This window comes from Photobacterium damselae subsp. damselae, assembly GCF_038086725.1.
GTDB lineage: Bacteria > Pseudomonadota > Gammaproteobacteria > Enterobacterales > Vibrionaceae > Photobacterium > Photobacterium damselae.
In genome coordinates this window covers 272,297-289,910 of the sequence record NZ_CP146971.1, presented here as the reverse complement: position 1 = coordinate 289,910, position 17,614 = coordinate 272,297, and the positions used below count along the sequence as shown (strand labels likewise).

Genomic DNA, 17,614 nt, shown 5'->3' with positions numbered 1-17,614 from the left:
ACGTCATTAAAAAGTTGATCCAGATTAAAAATTGGTCCAATAACATGGTGAAGTGCCATCACTTATCTACACTAAAAAGAGGGAAACGCCTAATCATTGGGAGGCGATATGAAAAATAACTTAGACATCATCACGCTACTCTCTGCTTACGAGAAAATCTGTAAAAATGGGAAATTAACTGAGAGAGGGACCGAGCTGAACGGTATTATCTGTAGTGAAAGTCATGATGGTTATAACGTGTACTTTGCTGATGAAGAAGTCAGTTTGGATATCAATTTTCACAACACCTATCGCTTTTCAACTGTCAGTAATGAGCACAATATTAATCACACTCAAGCTGATCATATTGATGTTGATGAAAAGAAAATTAAACAATTTAAAGATAAACTTTGTGAAATAAACCGTAGATATTGATTAACCTCACTAATATACCCAAGTAGATGAATAGCTTAATTTAGCCAAAATCTCTGGGTATATTCTTGTGCTTATACTCACTATTAGATAATGAGAACAAACGACTTAACTCTAAATGTTAAAATTAATTGTTTTTTCAGATGGAGTTTGAGTAATGAATTTAACCCAAGTTATTGGAGACGTTAGAATCACCCGAATTCAAGAAATGTCAGGCCTTGGCTTTACGTTTAAATTGATGTTTCCAAATTATAATAAAACTGAAATAGAAAAGCATAAACATTGGCTTAGCCCTAATTACATGGGAGAAGAAAATGAACAAATGTATCAAAGTCAAAGTAGTTGGATAATCGAAACGCCACAAACAACGATCTTTATTGATCCAGGAAATGGAAACGACCGCCACCGACCAGGAATGGAACGATTCAGTAATTTACAAACCCCCTACCTAGAAAAAATAGCCCAATCCGGTGTTACTTTAGAAGATATCGATATTGTACTTTGCACACATTTTCATTCCGATCATTTTGGTTGGTCAACTCAATTAGTTGATGGAAAATTTGTAGCCACATTCCCAAATGCTAAGTACTTATATTCTAAATCTGATTTTGACTGGTGTGAAAATATGGATCCTAGTCAAGAGGGCCAAATTGTTGATGGCGGAGAAAGAATTGTTTGTGAAAAAGGAATGCTTCCAGGTATTACAGCTGCCACAAAACCTGCTCTTGAAGACAGTTTATACCCTATTCTGGATTCAGGTCATCTGACGTTAATTCCGCAAGAAGATAGAAAAATTGATGACTATGTTACTTTAAAAAATGCAGCAGGACATACCCCAGGTACCTTTAGAGTAGATATCGAATCTAATGGTGAAAAAGCGATTATTTCAGGCGATATAATGCATCATCCAATTCAAGTATATAATTGGGATTGGAATAGTATTTTTTGTGTTATTCCAGAGCAAGCTAAGCAACAAAGATATGCTCTATTAAAAGACTGTTCAGAGACTAATGCATTATTGCTTCCTACACACTTTAATAATCCTACCGCTTGTAGAATAAAAGAAACAGAAAAAGATAAATTTGAATTAATTTGGGAAAACATGTAACAAATAAGATCATTTTTTCGAATTCAAGAAGGTCAAATTAAAATATTTGACCTTTTTTATTTGACTAATCAATTCTTCAACTAATAAAAAAGCCACCCAAATGGATGGCTTAGATTTTCAAACAGGTTAGTTTATATATTAATAACGCTCGATTACAGTTGCTATACCTTGTCCCATGCCAATACACATAGTCGCAAGGCCGTAATGTCCATCTTTTTGTTCCAGAATATTAAGCAAAGTTGCAATCAAACGAGCACCTGAACAACCTAGAGGATGACCCAGAGCAATTGCACCACCATGTAGGTTTACTTTGTCATCTCTTACATCCCACAGATCAAGATCTTTAAGGCATGGAATAGATTGCGCAGCAAACGCCTCATTAATTTCCACATAATCCATATCATGAATGGTCAGTTGGGCTTTTGCTAATGCTTTTGACGTTGCAGGAACTGGACCGTACCCCATAATTGCAGCAGGCACACCCGCAGTAGCCATTGAGATAATTTTTGCTCTTGGTTTAATACCTAAGGCTAACGCTTTTTCTTCGCTCATCACGACTAAACATGACGCGCCATCAGATAAAGCAGACGAAGTTCCCGCAGTTACCGTACCATTTACAGGATCAAACACAGGGCGAAGTTGCGCAAGAGTCTCTTCTGTGGTTTCTGGGCGTATCACTTCATCGTGCTTGACTAAAAACGGAATACCATTTTCGTCATGCCCCATCACAGGAACAATTTCATTATCAAATAACCCTTCCAACGTTGCTTGATGAGCTAAACGATGAGAACGCGCACCTAATGCATCTTGCTCCTCACGAGTACATTTATGAATTTTACCCAGAGCTTCAGCCGTTAATCCCATCATCGCGGATGCTTGTGCTAACGTTTTATCATTAGATGGGTTCATATTGATGCCTTTAGTCATAGGAACATGTCCCATATGCTCAACACCACCCACTAGAATCATATCGGCATCTTCCGCTTTAATCGCACGAGCCGCAATATGAAGTGCATCCATAGACGATCCGCATAAACGATTAACCGTTGTAGCTGGAACTTCAACAGGAATATCAGCAATGAGAGCAGCATTACGCGCAACATTAAGCCCTTGTTCTTCTGTCTGCTGAACGCATCCCCAGATAATATCATCAACCATAGTTGGTGCGAGTTGAGGATTACGTTTAAACACGGCTTTCATCAATTCAGCAGAAAGATCATCGGCGCGAACATGACGAAATACACCATTTTTTGAGCGTCCCATTGGGGTACGAACGGCATCAACAATAACAACATTTTTCATAGTTTATCCCTCTCTTATTTTGTATAAAACGTTTGTTTTTGTTGCGCACGATTTAGAACACCTTCAGGAATCTGGTATAGCGTTCCTAAATGTTCAAATGTCTCAGCCAACGAGATCAGCTTCTCCATACCAAGTTGATCCATGTAGTAGAACAAACCACCTCTAAAGGCTGGGAAACCCGTTCCATAAAGCATGGCAATATCAGCCTCTTCAGGACTTGCTACAATGCCTTCATCGAGACAACGAACCGCTTCAAACATCATAGGGAGCATCAATCGCATCATCATTGTTTCAGCGTCATCCTCGCATTGAGAGGCAGCAAGTTTAGCAATCAATTCATCACTTTGAGTATTGCGCTGAGGTTTGAGGCGTCCCTTACGATCTGCCACATGTTGGTAAAAACCTTGATGGTTCTTCTGACCTAAATATCCCTCATCGACTAAGGTCTGAATAATGTTTTTTTGCGGTTTTTGTAATCGATCAGGGAATGCATCGTCCATCACATCAATACAGTGCGCTGTTGTATCAAGCCCAATAACATCTAACAGCATTGCAGGCCCCATTGGCCAACCAAACTGCTTTGTCATGATCTTATCGACAACAGAGATATCAGCACCGTCAGTCAGTAGTTGGTTAAATGCAAGGAAGTACGGTGTTAAACAACGATTGACCAAAAAGCCTGCACAATCATTGATAACAATTGGTGTTTTTCCAAGTTGTTTTACATATTGAACCGCTTTATTGATGGTTTCATCTGATGTTTTCTCTCCCTTAATCACCTCAACCAATGGCATACGATGAACAGGGTTAAAGAAGTGAATTCCGCAGAAATTTTCTGGGCGTTGTAGTGACTTAGCCAATCCTGAAATATTTAATGTTGAGGTATTAGAAGCAATCAGGGCATTTGGGGCTTTCTGTTCAATATCTGCCAAGACGTTTGCCTTAACATTTGGATTTTCAACCACCGCCTCAATCACAAGCTCCGTCTCCGCTAATGAGATATCATGCAGTGTCGGTTGAATACGATTTAGAACTTGTCCCATTGCCAGCGGTGTTTTTCTTTTCTTAGTAACTTGCTTTGATAACAATTTGTTGGCTTCTTCTAGACCTAAATCCAACCCCTGCTGATTAATGTCTTTTAAATGAACATGCATGCCCTTATCAGCTGAAACATAAGCGATGCCCCCACCCATAATTCCTGCACCAAGAACAGAAATATCATTAAGAGGCTTTTGCTCTGAACTGAATCCTTTTGTTTTAGCTTTCACTGCCATATCACTTAAGAACACAGATACCAAAGCATCAGCAACGCCCGTTTTCACACATTGACATAAGTGTTCACGCTCAATAGCCAGAGCTTCATCTCGACATGATCCTGCGGCTTTTTCAATGGCATTTAGCATAATCATTGGTGCAGGATAGTGTTTACCTGCTGTTTTAGCGATCATGCCTTTTGCAACACTTACTGACATACCCAGTTCGTATTGATTCATTCGCAGCGATGATAATTTCTCTTTTTTGCGCTCTTGCCAATCTAACTCACCTTTAAGGCATGAATTTAAAACTTGAATTGCAGCTTCAACTGGATCTTGTTTATTGGAATCAATCACACCATCAGCAAAATGGCATGTCAGCGCTTTACTTGCATTAAATTTCTTTCCAGTCGTTAACCATTGCAATGCAGTATCTAAACCTAATAGTCTTGGCAAACGCGTTAGGCCACCCCAACCAGGGAAAATACCTAGTTTAACTTCAGGGAAAGTAACAGCAGCATCGGTGGTCATCAAACGGTAATCTGCAAGTAGAGCTAACTCTGCGCCACCACCTGCGGTAAATCCATTTAGCACGACAACCTTTGGTATTTCTAAATCTTCAATACGGTTATAAATACTATGAACCCATGTTAGATAGTCATTAACCGCTTGTTCTCCCTGAGCAAAAAGAGCGCGAAACTCCTTAACGTTTGCCCCTCCGCAAAATAGCTTTTTATCAGAACGAATGATCAAACCAGAAAGATCAGATTGATCTATCGTATCCAATATTCTTGATAGTTCTTCTAACGCAGCCTTACCTAACGTATTTACGCTGTCTTTTGTTGAGGATAAAATTAGCTCACCAAAACTTTGGTTGCGTTTTAATTGAAAATATTCGCCTTGGTACATAAATAAATCCCTCTTTTTACAGTAAGCCAACTGCTTTTGCTTGTTCTATTAATTCATTACGAAAATCTGGATGAGCAATCTTAATCAGTTCTTGAGCACGAGCATTTGTCGTCAAACCGCGAAGATCGGCATAACCATATTCAGTCACAATAATCTGAACATCATTACGAAGAGTTGTAATTGGCGTTCCTGCAGGAAGAGCCAATTTTATGGTTGAATCAACAGTTCCAGCTTTTTTGTCTGTATGGGTAGAAGCCAATGCAATAATAGAAAGGCCATTGTTTGACATACGAGCACCACGAACAAAATCAACTTGCCCACCAGAACCTGATATTTGTTGATGTCCAATCCCTTCTGAAGCTACTTGGCCGGTTAAATCCACCATGATGCAGGTATTGATAGAGACAAAATTATCATTTTTGGCAATTTCGACGGGATCATTAACAACACAGACATCCCCTATCTCAATATTGTCATTACCATCAACAAAATCGATAAGCTCTTGAGATCCAGCAGCAAAAGCCGCTACAATTTTATTAGGTTTGTAATTTTTACGAGAGCCGTTAATTACCCCTAATTTACAAAGTTCCATCATAGATTCAGTAAACATTTCAGTATGAATACCTAAATCTTTATGATTAACCAACCCCATACCTAAAGCATTTGAAATTGTACCGATACCAATTTGGATCGTTGAACCATTAGGAATGAGTGGTAACACATGGTCGGCAATATTTTTTTCAATTTGACCTGGTTGTTCGGGTTTTGGTCCCGCAATGGGATGATTACCAATTGCAAGAAAATCAAACTCATCAACATGAATTAAGTTATCTTCATTGGCGATAAATGGTTGATATTCATTGATAATTCCGATGATAAGCTCAGATGATTCGAGACCATATTTATTACCTACACCACCACATGCGCCAAGAGATACATAGCCAGCTGCATTTGGAGGTGTGACCTCAATAACTGAAACATTACAATTTGCTTGTTTTAACACTTCGTCTGCGTTAGACAAATGATAAGGAACAATTTTCGCATTTCCACCATGCTGAAATTTCTTTTCTAATGGCCCCATGAAAAGACTATTATAATTAAGATGCCCTAAATATTCAGGCTTAAGAAATTCATAAGGATAAGTTAATAATCCAGCATATAGTGTCGTATTCTCTAAGTTAGAGGCCTTTTTACTTAACTCTTGTAGAAAACACACTGGGACTGATAAGTATCCGCCAGCCCATACATTATCTCCAGATTTTATTTTATTTGCAGCGTCTTCTAAAGAAATGATTTTATTATCACAATTATTATAAACGTTCATTGTATGTCCTCTTATATTCTAGACACTTTATCTGTTCCACAACTTGATAATATCGAATATAAAAAGACTATTTTTTCTTATCCTGCCATAAATTTAGCCTAAATTGACAAATATATAATATATGACAAGAATCACATATTTACATAACAAATAATTCTTTTAGGTTTATTTAAATATAAAATAGTTTACCGCCAATTATTACGTTCAAGATCAAATAAATTTATAAATATCCTTGTATAATAAATTTAAGTATAAGGAAATATTTTATGAATAAAAAACCAAATAAAAAGAACCTCTCCATAAATACGGGATGGTATAAGTTACTTAAACTGTCAGCTGAATATCTAAACATCGAATGTATTGATCCAGAACATACAAGTGATAATATCAATTTCAATTCCTTAGATGTACGAAGTGTAAGAAATTTCCAACGTTACTTAACAGAGCAAAAAAGTGATCCTCTTGTTTCGATAACCGCCGCGAAATTTGTCAATCCCCTTTCTTTTGGCCATTTTAGTTTGTGCTTATGGACTGCTCCTAACTTACTTACCCTTTTAACAACAGCTTGCGATTACAGTAAAAGTCTTGGCAGTCCTATTAAGCTTCATTTTAAAATGACATTAAAAGGAGATGCTGAGATTTATATCATTCAACATGAGCCTTATGATAAAGAGACCGTAATTACTCAACTTGGTCTCAATCTCTTCATTTCAACTATTATAGAAATCATCAATAAAACAAGCGATTACTCTGTAGTAAGTCATATCATGCTCCCTTCTTGGCCATTTTCAGATACAGATAAAAAATGGATTGAAAATGAAACTAATTGTAATATTCATACAGGAAGTACCATGCGTAAAATTATTATTGAGCGCAGATACCTTTATACAGAACTAAAAGATCGTGATCATGATGTTTATACAACAAGTCTTAATGCACTAAGACAACAGGTAATAGATTTAGAATCTAATGATATTCGATTATTAGTCTATAACTTTTTAGATAAACAAAGTAATTTAATCGATATAAATGGAACTGATATAGCCTCTTATTTAGGTATAAGCTTTAGGACATTAAATAGAAGACTTGCAGAAGCAGAAACCAGTTATCGTAGTATTTTACAAGAATATCGATTAGAAAAAGCACTAAATCTTTTGAATAACGATAAAATCAATATGGCCGAAATTGCGTTTCGATTAGGGTTCTCAGACCTTAGTACATTTTCTAGAGCATTCAAGAGATGGACGGGGGAATGTCCTAGTAAACTCAATGTTAATAACTATCGTCCAAATCTATAATAATAAGGCCACAATTATAAATAGTGGCCTATTAGTTAACAACTTGCTACTTTATTACCAATTGGTATGCTTAACAGAGTTAATACAGAGCCAACCAATAATACTATTGATACTGCTTTAGTTTTTATAACATTATTAATTACCATTAATTCTGGTTTGTTATAAGCAATTAGAGCTTTATCAAAGTAATCCATGAGCTGTTCATTACCCATAAAATTAATACCATTAACGATACTCTTGTCTAGAGTATCAATATTTAAAAACATGGTGTTATTTCCTATCACATCAACAAACTCATACTTTGTTGCATATGTTAGTAACATTCCAAAGCTAATAACACCTAATACATAACCTATATTTTTTGCAGATGCTTGTGCGCCTGATGACTGTCCAGAAAATTTTATTCCAACTGAGCAATTTATAACTAAGTTTATTTTTGTTGCAAGAAATCCACACCCAATACCAATAGGAGCCAAAGCTATATAAAAATAATAGCTTGGTATTTTAGGTTGCATAACAAATGCTAAAGAGAATAAACTTATTGTAATAATGGTAAGTCCCATTGTATTGAGTTCTTGGCTAGTTTTCTCTTTTAACACTGTTGCAGCAACAACGGAAGAAATGAACATAGATATAGCAAATATTGTTGTTGATAATGCCAGTGTTATTGATGAATATTGACCAAGGGAAATGTAACTTACGATTACAAACAGTACTCCCCCATAGATAACATACAATAATGCCAACATGTAGAAGCCACATAGTGAAGTTACTGTATAAAAAGACTGCGGAATAATTGAATTATTTTCATTTTTTATATTTAAGTAGATACAAAAAGTAACTATTGAAGTTAAAAATAGAACTAAAGGTATACTGATATAATCAAATAGATAGAACCCTATTGATAAAGAAGGAGTGATAAAACCAAACTTTGGTATTAAAACAATAGCCAACAAAAACAGCATTAGAGTAACAAATACCAAGATAACTTCACTTAAATTAATTTTTAAATTCGACCTTATAAAATAAGGTTCTGGCATTTTACATGATAATCCTAGTACTACTAACGATAAAATTGCTAATATAATATATCCAGATCGCCACTCCCAATAGAAATGAAGTACATTAAGTAATAAAGGAAAGAGTGCAATAACAACAGCTACAGATGTACCCCATATGCTAAATGCTAATACCCGATTTTTTTTTCGAATTATTGTTGAAAGCAAAGAAACACAAGCAGGGAGAATAAGTGATGCTCCAAGGCCAAAAAATACTCTTGAGAGCCCAACAAAGCTGAGAAGGTGATGAGATGTTATGGCAAAAACTTCACCTAAGAAGGTAAAACAAAGTCCTAGTTGAAATATTTTCTTCCAATTTAAAAAGTAACCAAAAATACCACTAATTATCATTAATGAAGCACAAATAACTGAATAGAACGCAGTAATTATTTGACCAGTAGATAAGTTAACATCAAAAAATAACATGATCTCCTTTATTGATAGTGCTGTCGTAATATTATCTGCACTTGTGATGATTTGTGCCAAACACACACACAATAATAAATAGACTTCATAGGATAACCATCCTTTCCTATTATTCATAACGATTCCTTACAACAGAAAAAGCCCCAATTAAGGGGCTTTAGTTGTTAAATTAACGTTCAAACTGTTCAAAAACTTCATCAACCTCATGATCTTTTTTAACCATAAGGCTTCGTGATGGTAGATTTTTCAGTGAAAATAAGAACATCAACATGAAAATAGCAACTGCATATAAACCAGCTCTAGCAGCATTTAAACGCACCTGACTATTAATGTTTACCGCTGTTGCAACTTCTTGAGCTTCTGTAATATTTTTTTCATTGATATAAGTGGTAAACTCTTTATCACTTAAGAATGGAACTGCCGATAGTTGTTCAATAGTTTGCTTCGATTTTTGCGTAAAGCTGGTTGTATCAGCTACTTGCTGTTTATAATCAGAAGTCATTACCATCAACATGGTAACACCCATTATTGCAATACCTACCGCATAACCAATATTTCTAACCGTAGCTTGAATACCACCAGATTGTTGCGCTTCACGAGGTTCAAGTGCATCTGTTACAATAATTGAACATTGTGATGCCATCGCACCAACGGAACATCCCATTAGAGTCTGACCTAAGATCAACAAGCCATTTACACCACCCGCTTCTAATCCAAGCGACATAATAAATGACGAAACAGCGGCACCGATTAAACTGCAAGCACAAACAGTTTTCACTTTAACTTGACTCAATTTAGCTGGCAAAAGCATTGCAACCAAGACGGTTCCTAAACTCATACCAATTAGTGTCAGTCCAGCTTGTGCTGCAGAATAATCCGCCACTAACTGCATGTATGGAATCGTAATAGCAACTGGTGCAGCAGAACCAACCCAGAATAGAGCACCTATATATAAACCTGTTTGCACCTGCTTATTATAAATAATTTTAGCCGGCATCAGTGCCAAACCACCTTCAGCCTCATAACGCTTTTCCCAGACAAGTAGCAAAGCTAAAATCACTAAACCCGCAATAACCATAATAAGGGCTGGAGATAAACCAAATACCGAAAATGCAGTAATTGGTGAAATTACGCCCCAAACTGGAGTTTTTAAGGTTCCAACAATAACCAGTAATAAGCCAAATGCAGCTAAAATAATACCGATAATATCCAGTTTTGGTTTTTGCTCAGATACCGCAATATCTTGAACTTTTACAGAAGCAATAAGAACTAAAGCAAAAATTAAGCTCAGTAAAAGATAGGTAACTTTAAAGCCGACAAGATCGAGTAATGTACCAAATACAACTGGCATTGCCGCTGCAGCAATGCCTGAGGCCGCAGCCAAGGCACTAAATGCAATAGCTTGATCTTTCCCTTGATAATTACCAGCAATCAAGCCAAGTACCGCAGGAATAGTTAAACTTGCTCCTGCACCTGTTAATACACGAGCACCGTAGATAAACACTTGAATATTTGGTGAAAAAGCTGCTATTACTTCACTAATACATAATAGAACTAAACCGATTCGAAATGATTTTCTCCAACCAAGGATTAATCCCATTAAACCACCAGCAATCATCAACGCACCAGCAATAAGTGAATATGTTGCATTAGCCATTTGAATCTGGTCCATTGAGGCACCAAATAGCTTAGTTAAAGACGATGCTGAAACACCAACGGTTGAGTTATCACCACTTGTACCAACTTGAGCTGCGCACAGAACAAGCAGAGTTAGCCATTTATTAGAGTTATTTACTTGTTGATTCATCATATTAATGAAAGGCTGCATCACACAGCCTTTTACTCCTTTAATCGAAAACGCGTTATGCTTTCTCACCACCGACAAAACAAGCTGTCGCATTTAATAGCTTCAACTGTTCGATATCACCCGTCATCCAATCAAAATCAAGTACCGTAAAGTCTGCAAGCTTGCCAGATTCTAAAGTACCGATTTGATGTAGAAGGTGTTGCTCAGCGGCATCAGAAGTGATACAGCGTAAAGCTTCTTCACGCGAGATAGATTCTTGAGGAAGAACTTCTGTCCCATGATAATCACGACGGCTCATCACGATATACGCGCCCATCATTGGGTTAGTTGGCATAAGAGGAATATCGGCGTTAACACTGATTTTCATACCAGCATCAACAGCAGAACGAGCACGTTGTAACTGAGAGAAGCAACTCTTTGGTAGCAATTGTTCTTTCTGCCATGATTCATAGAAATGATAACTATAATAAGGAGTGATACTTGCTGATGGTTTATGTGTCATCTCTTTAACACGCTCGAAAAACTCATCATCTGTAAAGCCCATATGCTGAATAAACATCTGACCGTCACGACCATTTCCATTAGTAGACAATAACTCTAATGCATCCAGTACCTTAGCGTGGGCTAAATCACCTTGGGTATGAATAGCAATGTTAAAATCGTTATCCCAAAATAGTCTCATATCTTCTGGCAAAGTATCTTCGGTTCTATCAGCAAAACGGTGTAACCATCCTGTTTCTCGACCATCCTGGAACGGTTCTTTTGTAATGATTTCGTAGTCTGATACCGCTCCATCAGCAAAGAACTTAATACACTTCACCGGAAATAGGGTTTGATTATCTTTATTATCCAAATAATGCTGATTGACGTAATCAAAGGTTGTTTGTGCTGACCAATCTTTAGCTTCATATACCTTCTGCCAACCAAACATATAGCCTTTTCGACACTTAGGCATATTGGGTACATTTTCAGATGCTCGTAGCAGCTGTAATTCCGCTTCTAATGGCATTGTTATCCCAACACCCATATCTACGCACGATGTCACCCCTTTATTTCGACCTTGTGCAAGAACACTTTCAAGGCCTTTCATAATATCGGCTGGCGTCGCCTTAGTAAGAATATGTTCAGCAGCAATCTTAAACATAGCTTGTTCAATAAGTACGCCCGTTGATTTGCCGTCATCGCCACGAAGGAAACCAAAAATATCATCTGGTAATTCATTAACTTTAAATTCTTCGATGGCTTTACTGTTCATCGTCAATTTATGAATCGATGCTCCCCAAACAGCAAATGGACGAGAGTTATCAATTTCATCCAACATTGCAGTTGTGAGCGGACCATGCAAAGGCTCATAATGCCCCCAAACAACTAGGGTTTCTCGATCTTTAAATTCTTCAACTCGGGATTTTAATGCTGATAAAAATGACTCAGAATCACGAACTGCGGTATATACACGCCCATCTATTGTCCAATCAGTAAAACTTGCTGGAATTAATGTAGCAAACATAGCTGCAGTACCAAGAATATGTAAATGAGGTTCAATAAAACCAGGGTAAATATATTGTTCTTGGTAATCATAATTAACAGTTGCTGTTGGATACTTATTAATAAGTGAGTCTAAATCACCCAGTTCAATAATTTTATCACCATCAACAGCTATTGCCTCTTCACAAGAGAAATCATTATCTACTGTATATATTTTTTTTGCTTTATAGATTTTCATATTAAATACATCCCTACTATTTATAATGTATATATATTAGAAGTAATAAGTTACACCAGCTCTGAATTGACGTTTATCGTCATTGGCATACATAGATTTATCAGGCATAGAACTAATGTCTGAACTTAAATCACTGAACGTTTCTTTGTATGTTAAGTTAAACCACCAACGGCGATTTTCAGTAATTGGTGTACCTAATGTTGTTTCTAATAAAAGGTCTTGAGTAACATAACCATCAAAATCCAAATAAGAATACTGAGGGCTAAACATCATATACGTACCTTTTTTACTTAGATAAATGGCATTATATAAATTAACCTGTATACCGATGCCATCATCTGTTCCTGCGAGCTTATATTCATCTTTTACATTAGCTTGCACGACAGCAATATTTGGATAAATAACCCAATTGCTTAATACTGGAACTTTAACAATACCACCAACAGCAATAATATTATCGATAACATCCGAGTCATCGTTCGAACGATCAATAAAATCCAACGAATAACCTGCTTTAGGTAACCCTACTAATCCAGTACCAAAAACCTGGAACCAACGAGCACGCATCTCTCTTAAATCAAAGCCATCTTCAAACGGATCTTCTTCTTTCTCTGCACCTGTTACAGAAATCATAGTTAAAAAGTTGTTGTCAGGATTGAAAGAACCGCCAATCTTTAACTCTCCTTCAAGAGCAAAATCATTATTATTACTATTTGTACCCGCAGATAATTTAAAAGAGGTGACGACTTTTGTTACATCTGCAGGATCTGGAGCATCTTCTTTTTTATTATCAGCAAATGTAACTGAAGAAGATAATAAACCAGCAGCTAAAATAGATGCTGTTAGTAATGTTTTTTTATTTTCCATGATTAATGAGTCCAATTTATATTTTTAATACGCAGACTCATTATAAAAAACAGAAAACTTAAAACCATAAATTCATATATATAGTAGATATTAGGAAAAGTAATAACCAAGAATAAATTAAAAACAACTCATATTTACAAAGCTATTTCTTAAGTACTTATGAAATAAATCCTTTTCCATGACAGAATGCCAATACATATAACACTTTCCTTTTGGTAAAGTCATATCCAGCTCTATTTTGGATAACTCTTCCGTATTAACCAAACCTACAGGTATAAATGCAAGAAACTCTGTATCAATTAGTGCTTTTGCAACTAAATCATATTGTGAATAAGATAATATAGTATTTAGAAACTTCCCGTTTTTATTAAAAACACTTTTAACCTCAATACCTAGTTTCCCATGAAATTTGAAATCAATAAATTTTTCACTATAGAGTTCATCAAAAGTAACCTTGCCACTTTTTCGTTGTAATAATGGGTTATTTTTATCTGCAAATAACCCATACTCCATTTCTCCGATATTAACCTGATGGATATTATTTGATAATCCGTCAAAACTTCCTATTAATAAGTCTAAATTTCCATTATTTAAGTCTTCTACACAAGCATCATAACGGTTAATAATTTCAAATGAGACTGCAAAATTCATGTCTTTAAGAATATCCAAAGATTTTTTCGATACTAAATCCATTCCAATACCATCAATAATACAAATACGATACACTTTTTTCATCGTATCATTTGTTTTGTGTCTCATATGGAAAATATCAATAGCACTTGATATATGAGCTTCAAGCATTGGATATAAAGTTAATGCAAATGGCGTTAAAACCATCTCATTATTGATTCGAACTAGCAGATTATCGTTAAAGATGTAACGCAGCTTTGAAAGCTTTTGACTAACAGCAGATTGAGAAATGCATAAATGCTTAGCGGCATTACTAATGTGTTTTTCTCTTAACAGTACGTAGAGAGCGACCATTAAATTTTGATCATACTTAATCAAGGGTTGAAGATAGTTGCTTTCCATTTTGATACTCTACTTATGCCAAGTGCAGTGATTCTTCGCTCGTAAGAGTAATTACTTTCTCACTCAATAATTGTTAATTTAGGACATTCTTTTGTCTTTTTATGCCAATGGATATTTTTTTGACATTACGCAATAAAACTAAGCTCATACACTAAGAGCACATTCTCTGTAATATTTGTCTTAGATCAAACAAGAAGGATATGGCAAGAAAAGTCAAACCATTGGCAGTCTACGCAAACTCTTTTGTCTCGATATCCGTTTAATAGTTATCAGATAAAATAAAGCAAGGTAGATCTTATGAAGCAGGAACATCAAATATTATTTACACCATTAAAAATTGGAACATTAACACTGAAAAACCGCTATTCTATGGCTCCGATGGGAACATTAGGGTGTGTAGATTCAGATGGCGCTTATAATGCTCGTGGCGTTGAATATTATGTTGCAAGGGCTAAAGGCGGTGTTGGATTAATCATCACGGGTGTCCAAATGGTAGAAAACGAGCTAGAGCAGTTTCCGATGCCATCGCTACCATGCCCAAGTTATAACCCTACCGCTTATATTCGTAGCGCCCGTGAACTGACTGAACGTGTTCATAGCTATGGTTGTAAAATCTTTGCTCAGCTTACCGCTGGTTGGGGACGTTCATGTATTCCAGGTTTTACTCCTAATGATAAATGTGTAGCACCATCAAAAGCTGCAAACCGTTTTGATCCAACCCTTGAGCATCGAGAATTAGCGACTCAAGAAGTTAAACATTTTATTGCTAAATTTGCTGAATCCGCGGCTATTGCTCAAAAGGCTGGCTACGATGGTGTTGAAATTCATGCTGTCCACGAAGGATATTTACTTGACCAATTTTCTCTAAGTTTCTTTAACCAACGTACAGATGAGTACGGTGGCAGTTTTGAAAATCGTTACCGTTTCGCAGTTGAAATCGTAAAGGCAATCAAATCAGTTTGCGGTGAACGTTTCCCTGTATCTCTACGATACTCAGTAAAAAGTAATATGAAAGGCTATGGCCAAGGTATTCTTCCTGAAGAAGATGCTGTCGAAGTTGGTCGAGATCTAGAAGAAGGATTACGTGCGGCTAAATATCTTCAAGATGCTGGTTACGATGCGCTAAATGTTGATGCAGGTACTTATGATTCGTGGTATTGGAACCACCCAGCAAATTACTTTAAGCCGGGTATGTACCAACCTTATTGCAAGGCGGTGTCTGAGGTTGTTGATATCCCAGTACTAATGGCTGGACGAATGGAAAATCCAGACTTAGCAGCTAAAGCGGTACAAGAAGGCGTCGCTGATGGTATTTCAATGGGCCGTCCACTTCTTGCCGACCCAGATGTTGTAAACAAAATCCGTAGCGGTAAGTTTGAACAAGTTCGACCGTGTCTTTCATGCCATCAAGGATGTTTAGGACGCATGGCTGAAGTTGGCAATATTTCTTGTGCGGTAAACCCAGCTTGTGGCCGTGAAGAAGAATACAAACTGACTCCTTGTTTGATAAAAAAGAAAGTAATGATCATCGGTGGTGGTGTCGCAGGGATGGAAGCTGCGCGAGTTTCCGCTTTAAGGGGCCATGAAGTTCATTTGTTTGAAGCAACTTCATACTTAGGAGGTAACGTTATACCTGGTAGTCAACCACCCTTTAAGCATGACGATAAACTTCTGATTAGATGGTTTGAAGGTGAACTACAACGCCAAGGTGTTTATGTTCACCTCAATACCAAGGTAACTCAAGATATTATTCAAGAATGTAATGCTGATGCCGTTATCTTCGCAACCGGTTCAAAACCCGAGGTTCCCGCTTGGTTATCTGGTGCAGATCAATCACACGTATCCGTTGCAGAAGATATCTTAATGAACCCAGAACTAATAATAGGACAATCAGTTTGTGTTATTGGCGGTGGATTAGTCGGCTCTGAGTTAGCACTATGGCTTGCTCAAAAAGACAAAGATGTTACTCTTATCGAAGCTGATAACGACATTATTGGCGGCCCTCATGGAACATGTTTTGCAAATTATCAAATGCTAAAAGAGCTACTGGTAAAGCATAAAGTTGATGTGAAGCTCGCAACAAAACTGCGTACTATTACAAAAACGGGCATTGAAATTGAAGATAAAGATTCAAATATCTCTTCTATAGATTACCCACATGTTGTTTTAGCTCTTGGCTATAAAGCAGAATCATCAATCTATGATCAATTGGCTAACCAACTCGAGGTTGATGAAATCTATAATATTGGTGATAGTCAACAAGCAAGAACAATTATGGCAGCAATTTGGGAGGGTTACGAAGTTGCTCGTCAGATTTAAGTAGACATAAATAACCCCCAATGTTGATCGATCAACTATTGGGGGTTATTTATCAGGTTCGCTTTTTATTATTTTACCAACTCTTCAACGGCTTCTTTAAGCTTGGTATCAATTTCAGCGTTAGTAACTTTACCGGTCGCCATATCAAAATTATCGTAGAAACTTGGTAGTGAAACAGACGCTCGAACATCTCCTGCAAAATATGGAGCAGAGCCAACTGCACTGCCTAACACACTAGCTGCGCCACCAGGACCTGGTGATGTTGCTAATAGAAGCATTGGCTTTTCTTGAAAAACTTTTTGATTAATACGAGAAACCCAATCAAAAGTGTTCTTGTAAGCAACTGCGTATGAACCATTGTGTTCCGCAAAAGAAATAATGATGGCATCAGCCTCGCCCAGCTTTTTATAAAACTTTTGTGCCAGTTCTGGCTGACCTAATTGCTCTTCTCGTTCAAAGCTAAAAATCGGTAGTTCGTAATCATTAAGATCTAATACTTCCACTTCCGCATTAGGGACTAAAGAGGCTGTATAACGAGCAAATTGTTGATTGATTGAGTTGCGGCTATTGGTTGCACCGAATGCTAAAATTTTCATATTATCGCCTTTTTATTGTAATCGTTTCTTTGTTTGGAGCGTATCGCTCGACTTGATGAAACCAGTCTACATTAAGCTTCATAAATCATTAATAGCACCAAAGTAACAACACTATTTCCATATGACTTACAATCAAGTAAAACAAGTATATTAACCATAGCAAGCAGATAGTAAAAAGCCC

General features: G+C 36.7%; 13 protein-coding genes. 4 read left to right on the top strand and 9 right to left on the bottom strand.

The features are described 5' to 3' along the window. Positions 1-108 precede the first annotated feature (108 nt). Entirely contained in the window at positions 109-414 is a 306-nt protein-coding gene (locus tag WAX86_RS16035) for a DUF3081 family protein (RefSeq protein ID WP_065171492.1), read from the top strand. Positions 415-568: 154 nt separating this feature from the next. Further along, positions 569-1,519: an MBL fold metallo-hydrolase gene (locus WAX86_RS16030; RefSeq protein ID WP_065171491.1), complete on the top strand. Its 951-nt coding sequence runs from the start codon at positions 569-571 to the stop codon at positions 1,517-1,519. Between the two features lie 138 nt (positions 1,520-1,657). Here WAX86_RS16030 and fadA read toward each other — a convergent pair whose 3' ends face one another. From fadA to WAX86_RS16015, 3 genes are read right to left on the bottom strand one after another with little or no spacing between them, the layout of a single operon-like run. After that, on the bottom strand, positions 1,658-2,821 hold the full coding sequence (gene fadA / locus WAX86_RS16025; RefSeq protein ID WP_065171490.1) for an acetyl-CoA C-acyltransferase FadA: 1,164 nt from the start codon (positions 2,819-2,821) through the stop codon (positions 1,658-1,660). A gap of 14 nt (positions 2,822-2,835) precedes the next feature. Further along, positions 2,836-4,983: a fatty acid oxidation complex subunit alpha FadB gene (fadB, locus tag WAX86_RS16020; RefSeq protein WP_341489670.1), complete on the bottom strand. Its 2,148-nt coding sequence runs from the start codon at positions 4,981-4,983 to the stop codon at positions 2,836-2,838. A gap of 16 nt (positions 4,984-4,999) precedes the next feature. Next, positions 5,000-6,307: an acetyl-CoA hydrolase/transferase family protein gene (locus WAX86_RS16015; RefSeq protein WP_237030497.1), complete on the bottom strand. Its 1,308-nt coding sequence runs from the start codon at positions 6,305-6,307 to the stop codon at positions 5,000-5,002. Between the two features lie 266 nt (positions 6,308-6,573). On the opposite strand from WAX86_RS16015, the gene WAX86_RS16010 reads away from it, so the two are divergent. Continuing rightward, a complete protein-coding gene (locus tag WAX86_RS16010; RefSeq protein WP_065171487.1) occupies positions 6,574-7,605 on the top strand; it encodes an AraC family transcriptional regulator in 1,032 nt (343 codons plus the stop codon). Between the two features lie 35 nt (positions 7,606-7,640). Here the strand turns inward: WAX86_RS16010 and WAX86_RS16005 are convergent, their stop codons facing one another. The 5 genes from WAX86_RS16005 to WAX86_RS15985 form a co-directional block, all read right to left on the bottom strand. Continuing rightward, positions 7,641-9,206, bottom strand: coding sequence for an MFS transporter (locus WAX86_RS16005; RefSeq protein WP_341489669.1), 1,566 nt, complete (start codon positions 9,204-9,206; stop codon positions 7,641-7,643). Positions 9,207-9,258: 52 nt separating this feature from the next. After that, complete coding sequence (locus tag WAX86_RS16000) at positions 9,259-10,917, bottom strand: MFS transporter (RefSeq protein WP_341489795.1); 1,659 nt, start codon at positions 10,915-10,917, stop codon at positions 9,259-9,261. A 34-nt stretch (positions 10,918-10,951) separates the two neighbouring features. Then, the gene (locus WAX86_RS15995; protein WP_341489668.1) at positions 10,952-12,619 is read right to left on the bottom strand and encodes an amidohydrolase family protein; all 1,668 of its coding nucleotides are present in this window, start codon (positions 12,617-12,619) and stop codon (positions 10,952-10,954) included. Between the two features lie 36 nt (positions 12,620-12,655). Beyond that, positions 12,656-13,486, bottom strand: a complete 831-nt coding sequence (locus WAX86_RS15990) for a hypothetical protein (protein ID WP_341489667.1) — start codon at positions 13,484-13,486, stop codon at positions 12,656-12,658. A gap of 117 nt (positions 13,487-13,603) precedes the next feature. Further along, on the bottom strand, positions 13,604-14,518 hold the full coding sequence (locus tag WAX86_RS15985; protein ID WP_005304687.1) for a LysR family transcriptional regulator: 915 nt from the start codon (positions 14,516-14,518) through the stop codon (positions 13,604-13,606). Between the two features lie 297 nt (positions 14,519-14,815). Between WAX86_RS15985 and WAX86_RS15980 the strand changes: the two genes are divergently transcribed. Continuing rightward, positions 14,816-16,837, top strand: a complete 2,022-nt coding sequence (locus tag WAX86_RS15980; RefSeq protein ID WP_341489666.1) for an FAD-dependent oxidoreductase — start codon at positions 14,816-14,818, stop codon at positions 16,835-16,837. 68 nt (positions 16,838-16,905) lie between these two features. Here the strand turns inward: WAX86_RS15980 and WAX86_RS15975 are convergent, their stop codons facing one another. After that, entirely contained in the window at positions 16,906-17,433 is a 528-nt protein-coding gene (locus WAX86_RS15975) for an NADPH-dependent FMN reductase (RefSeq protein WP_238055778.1), read from the bottom strand. Positions 17,434-17,614 lie beyond the last annotated feature (181 nt).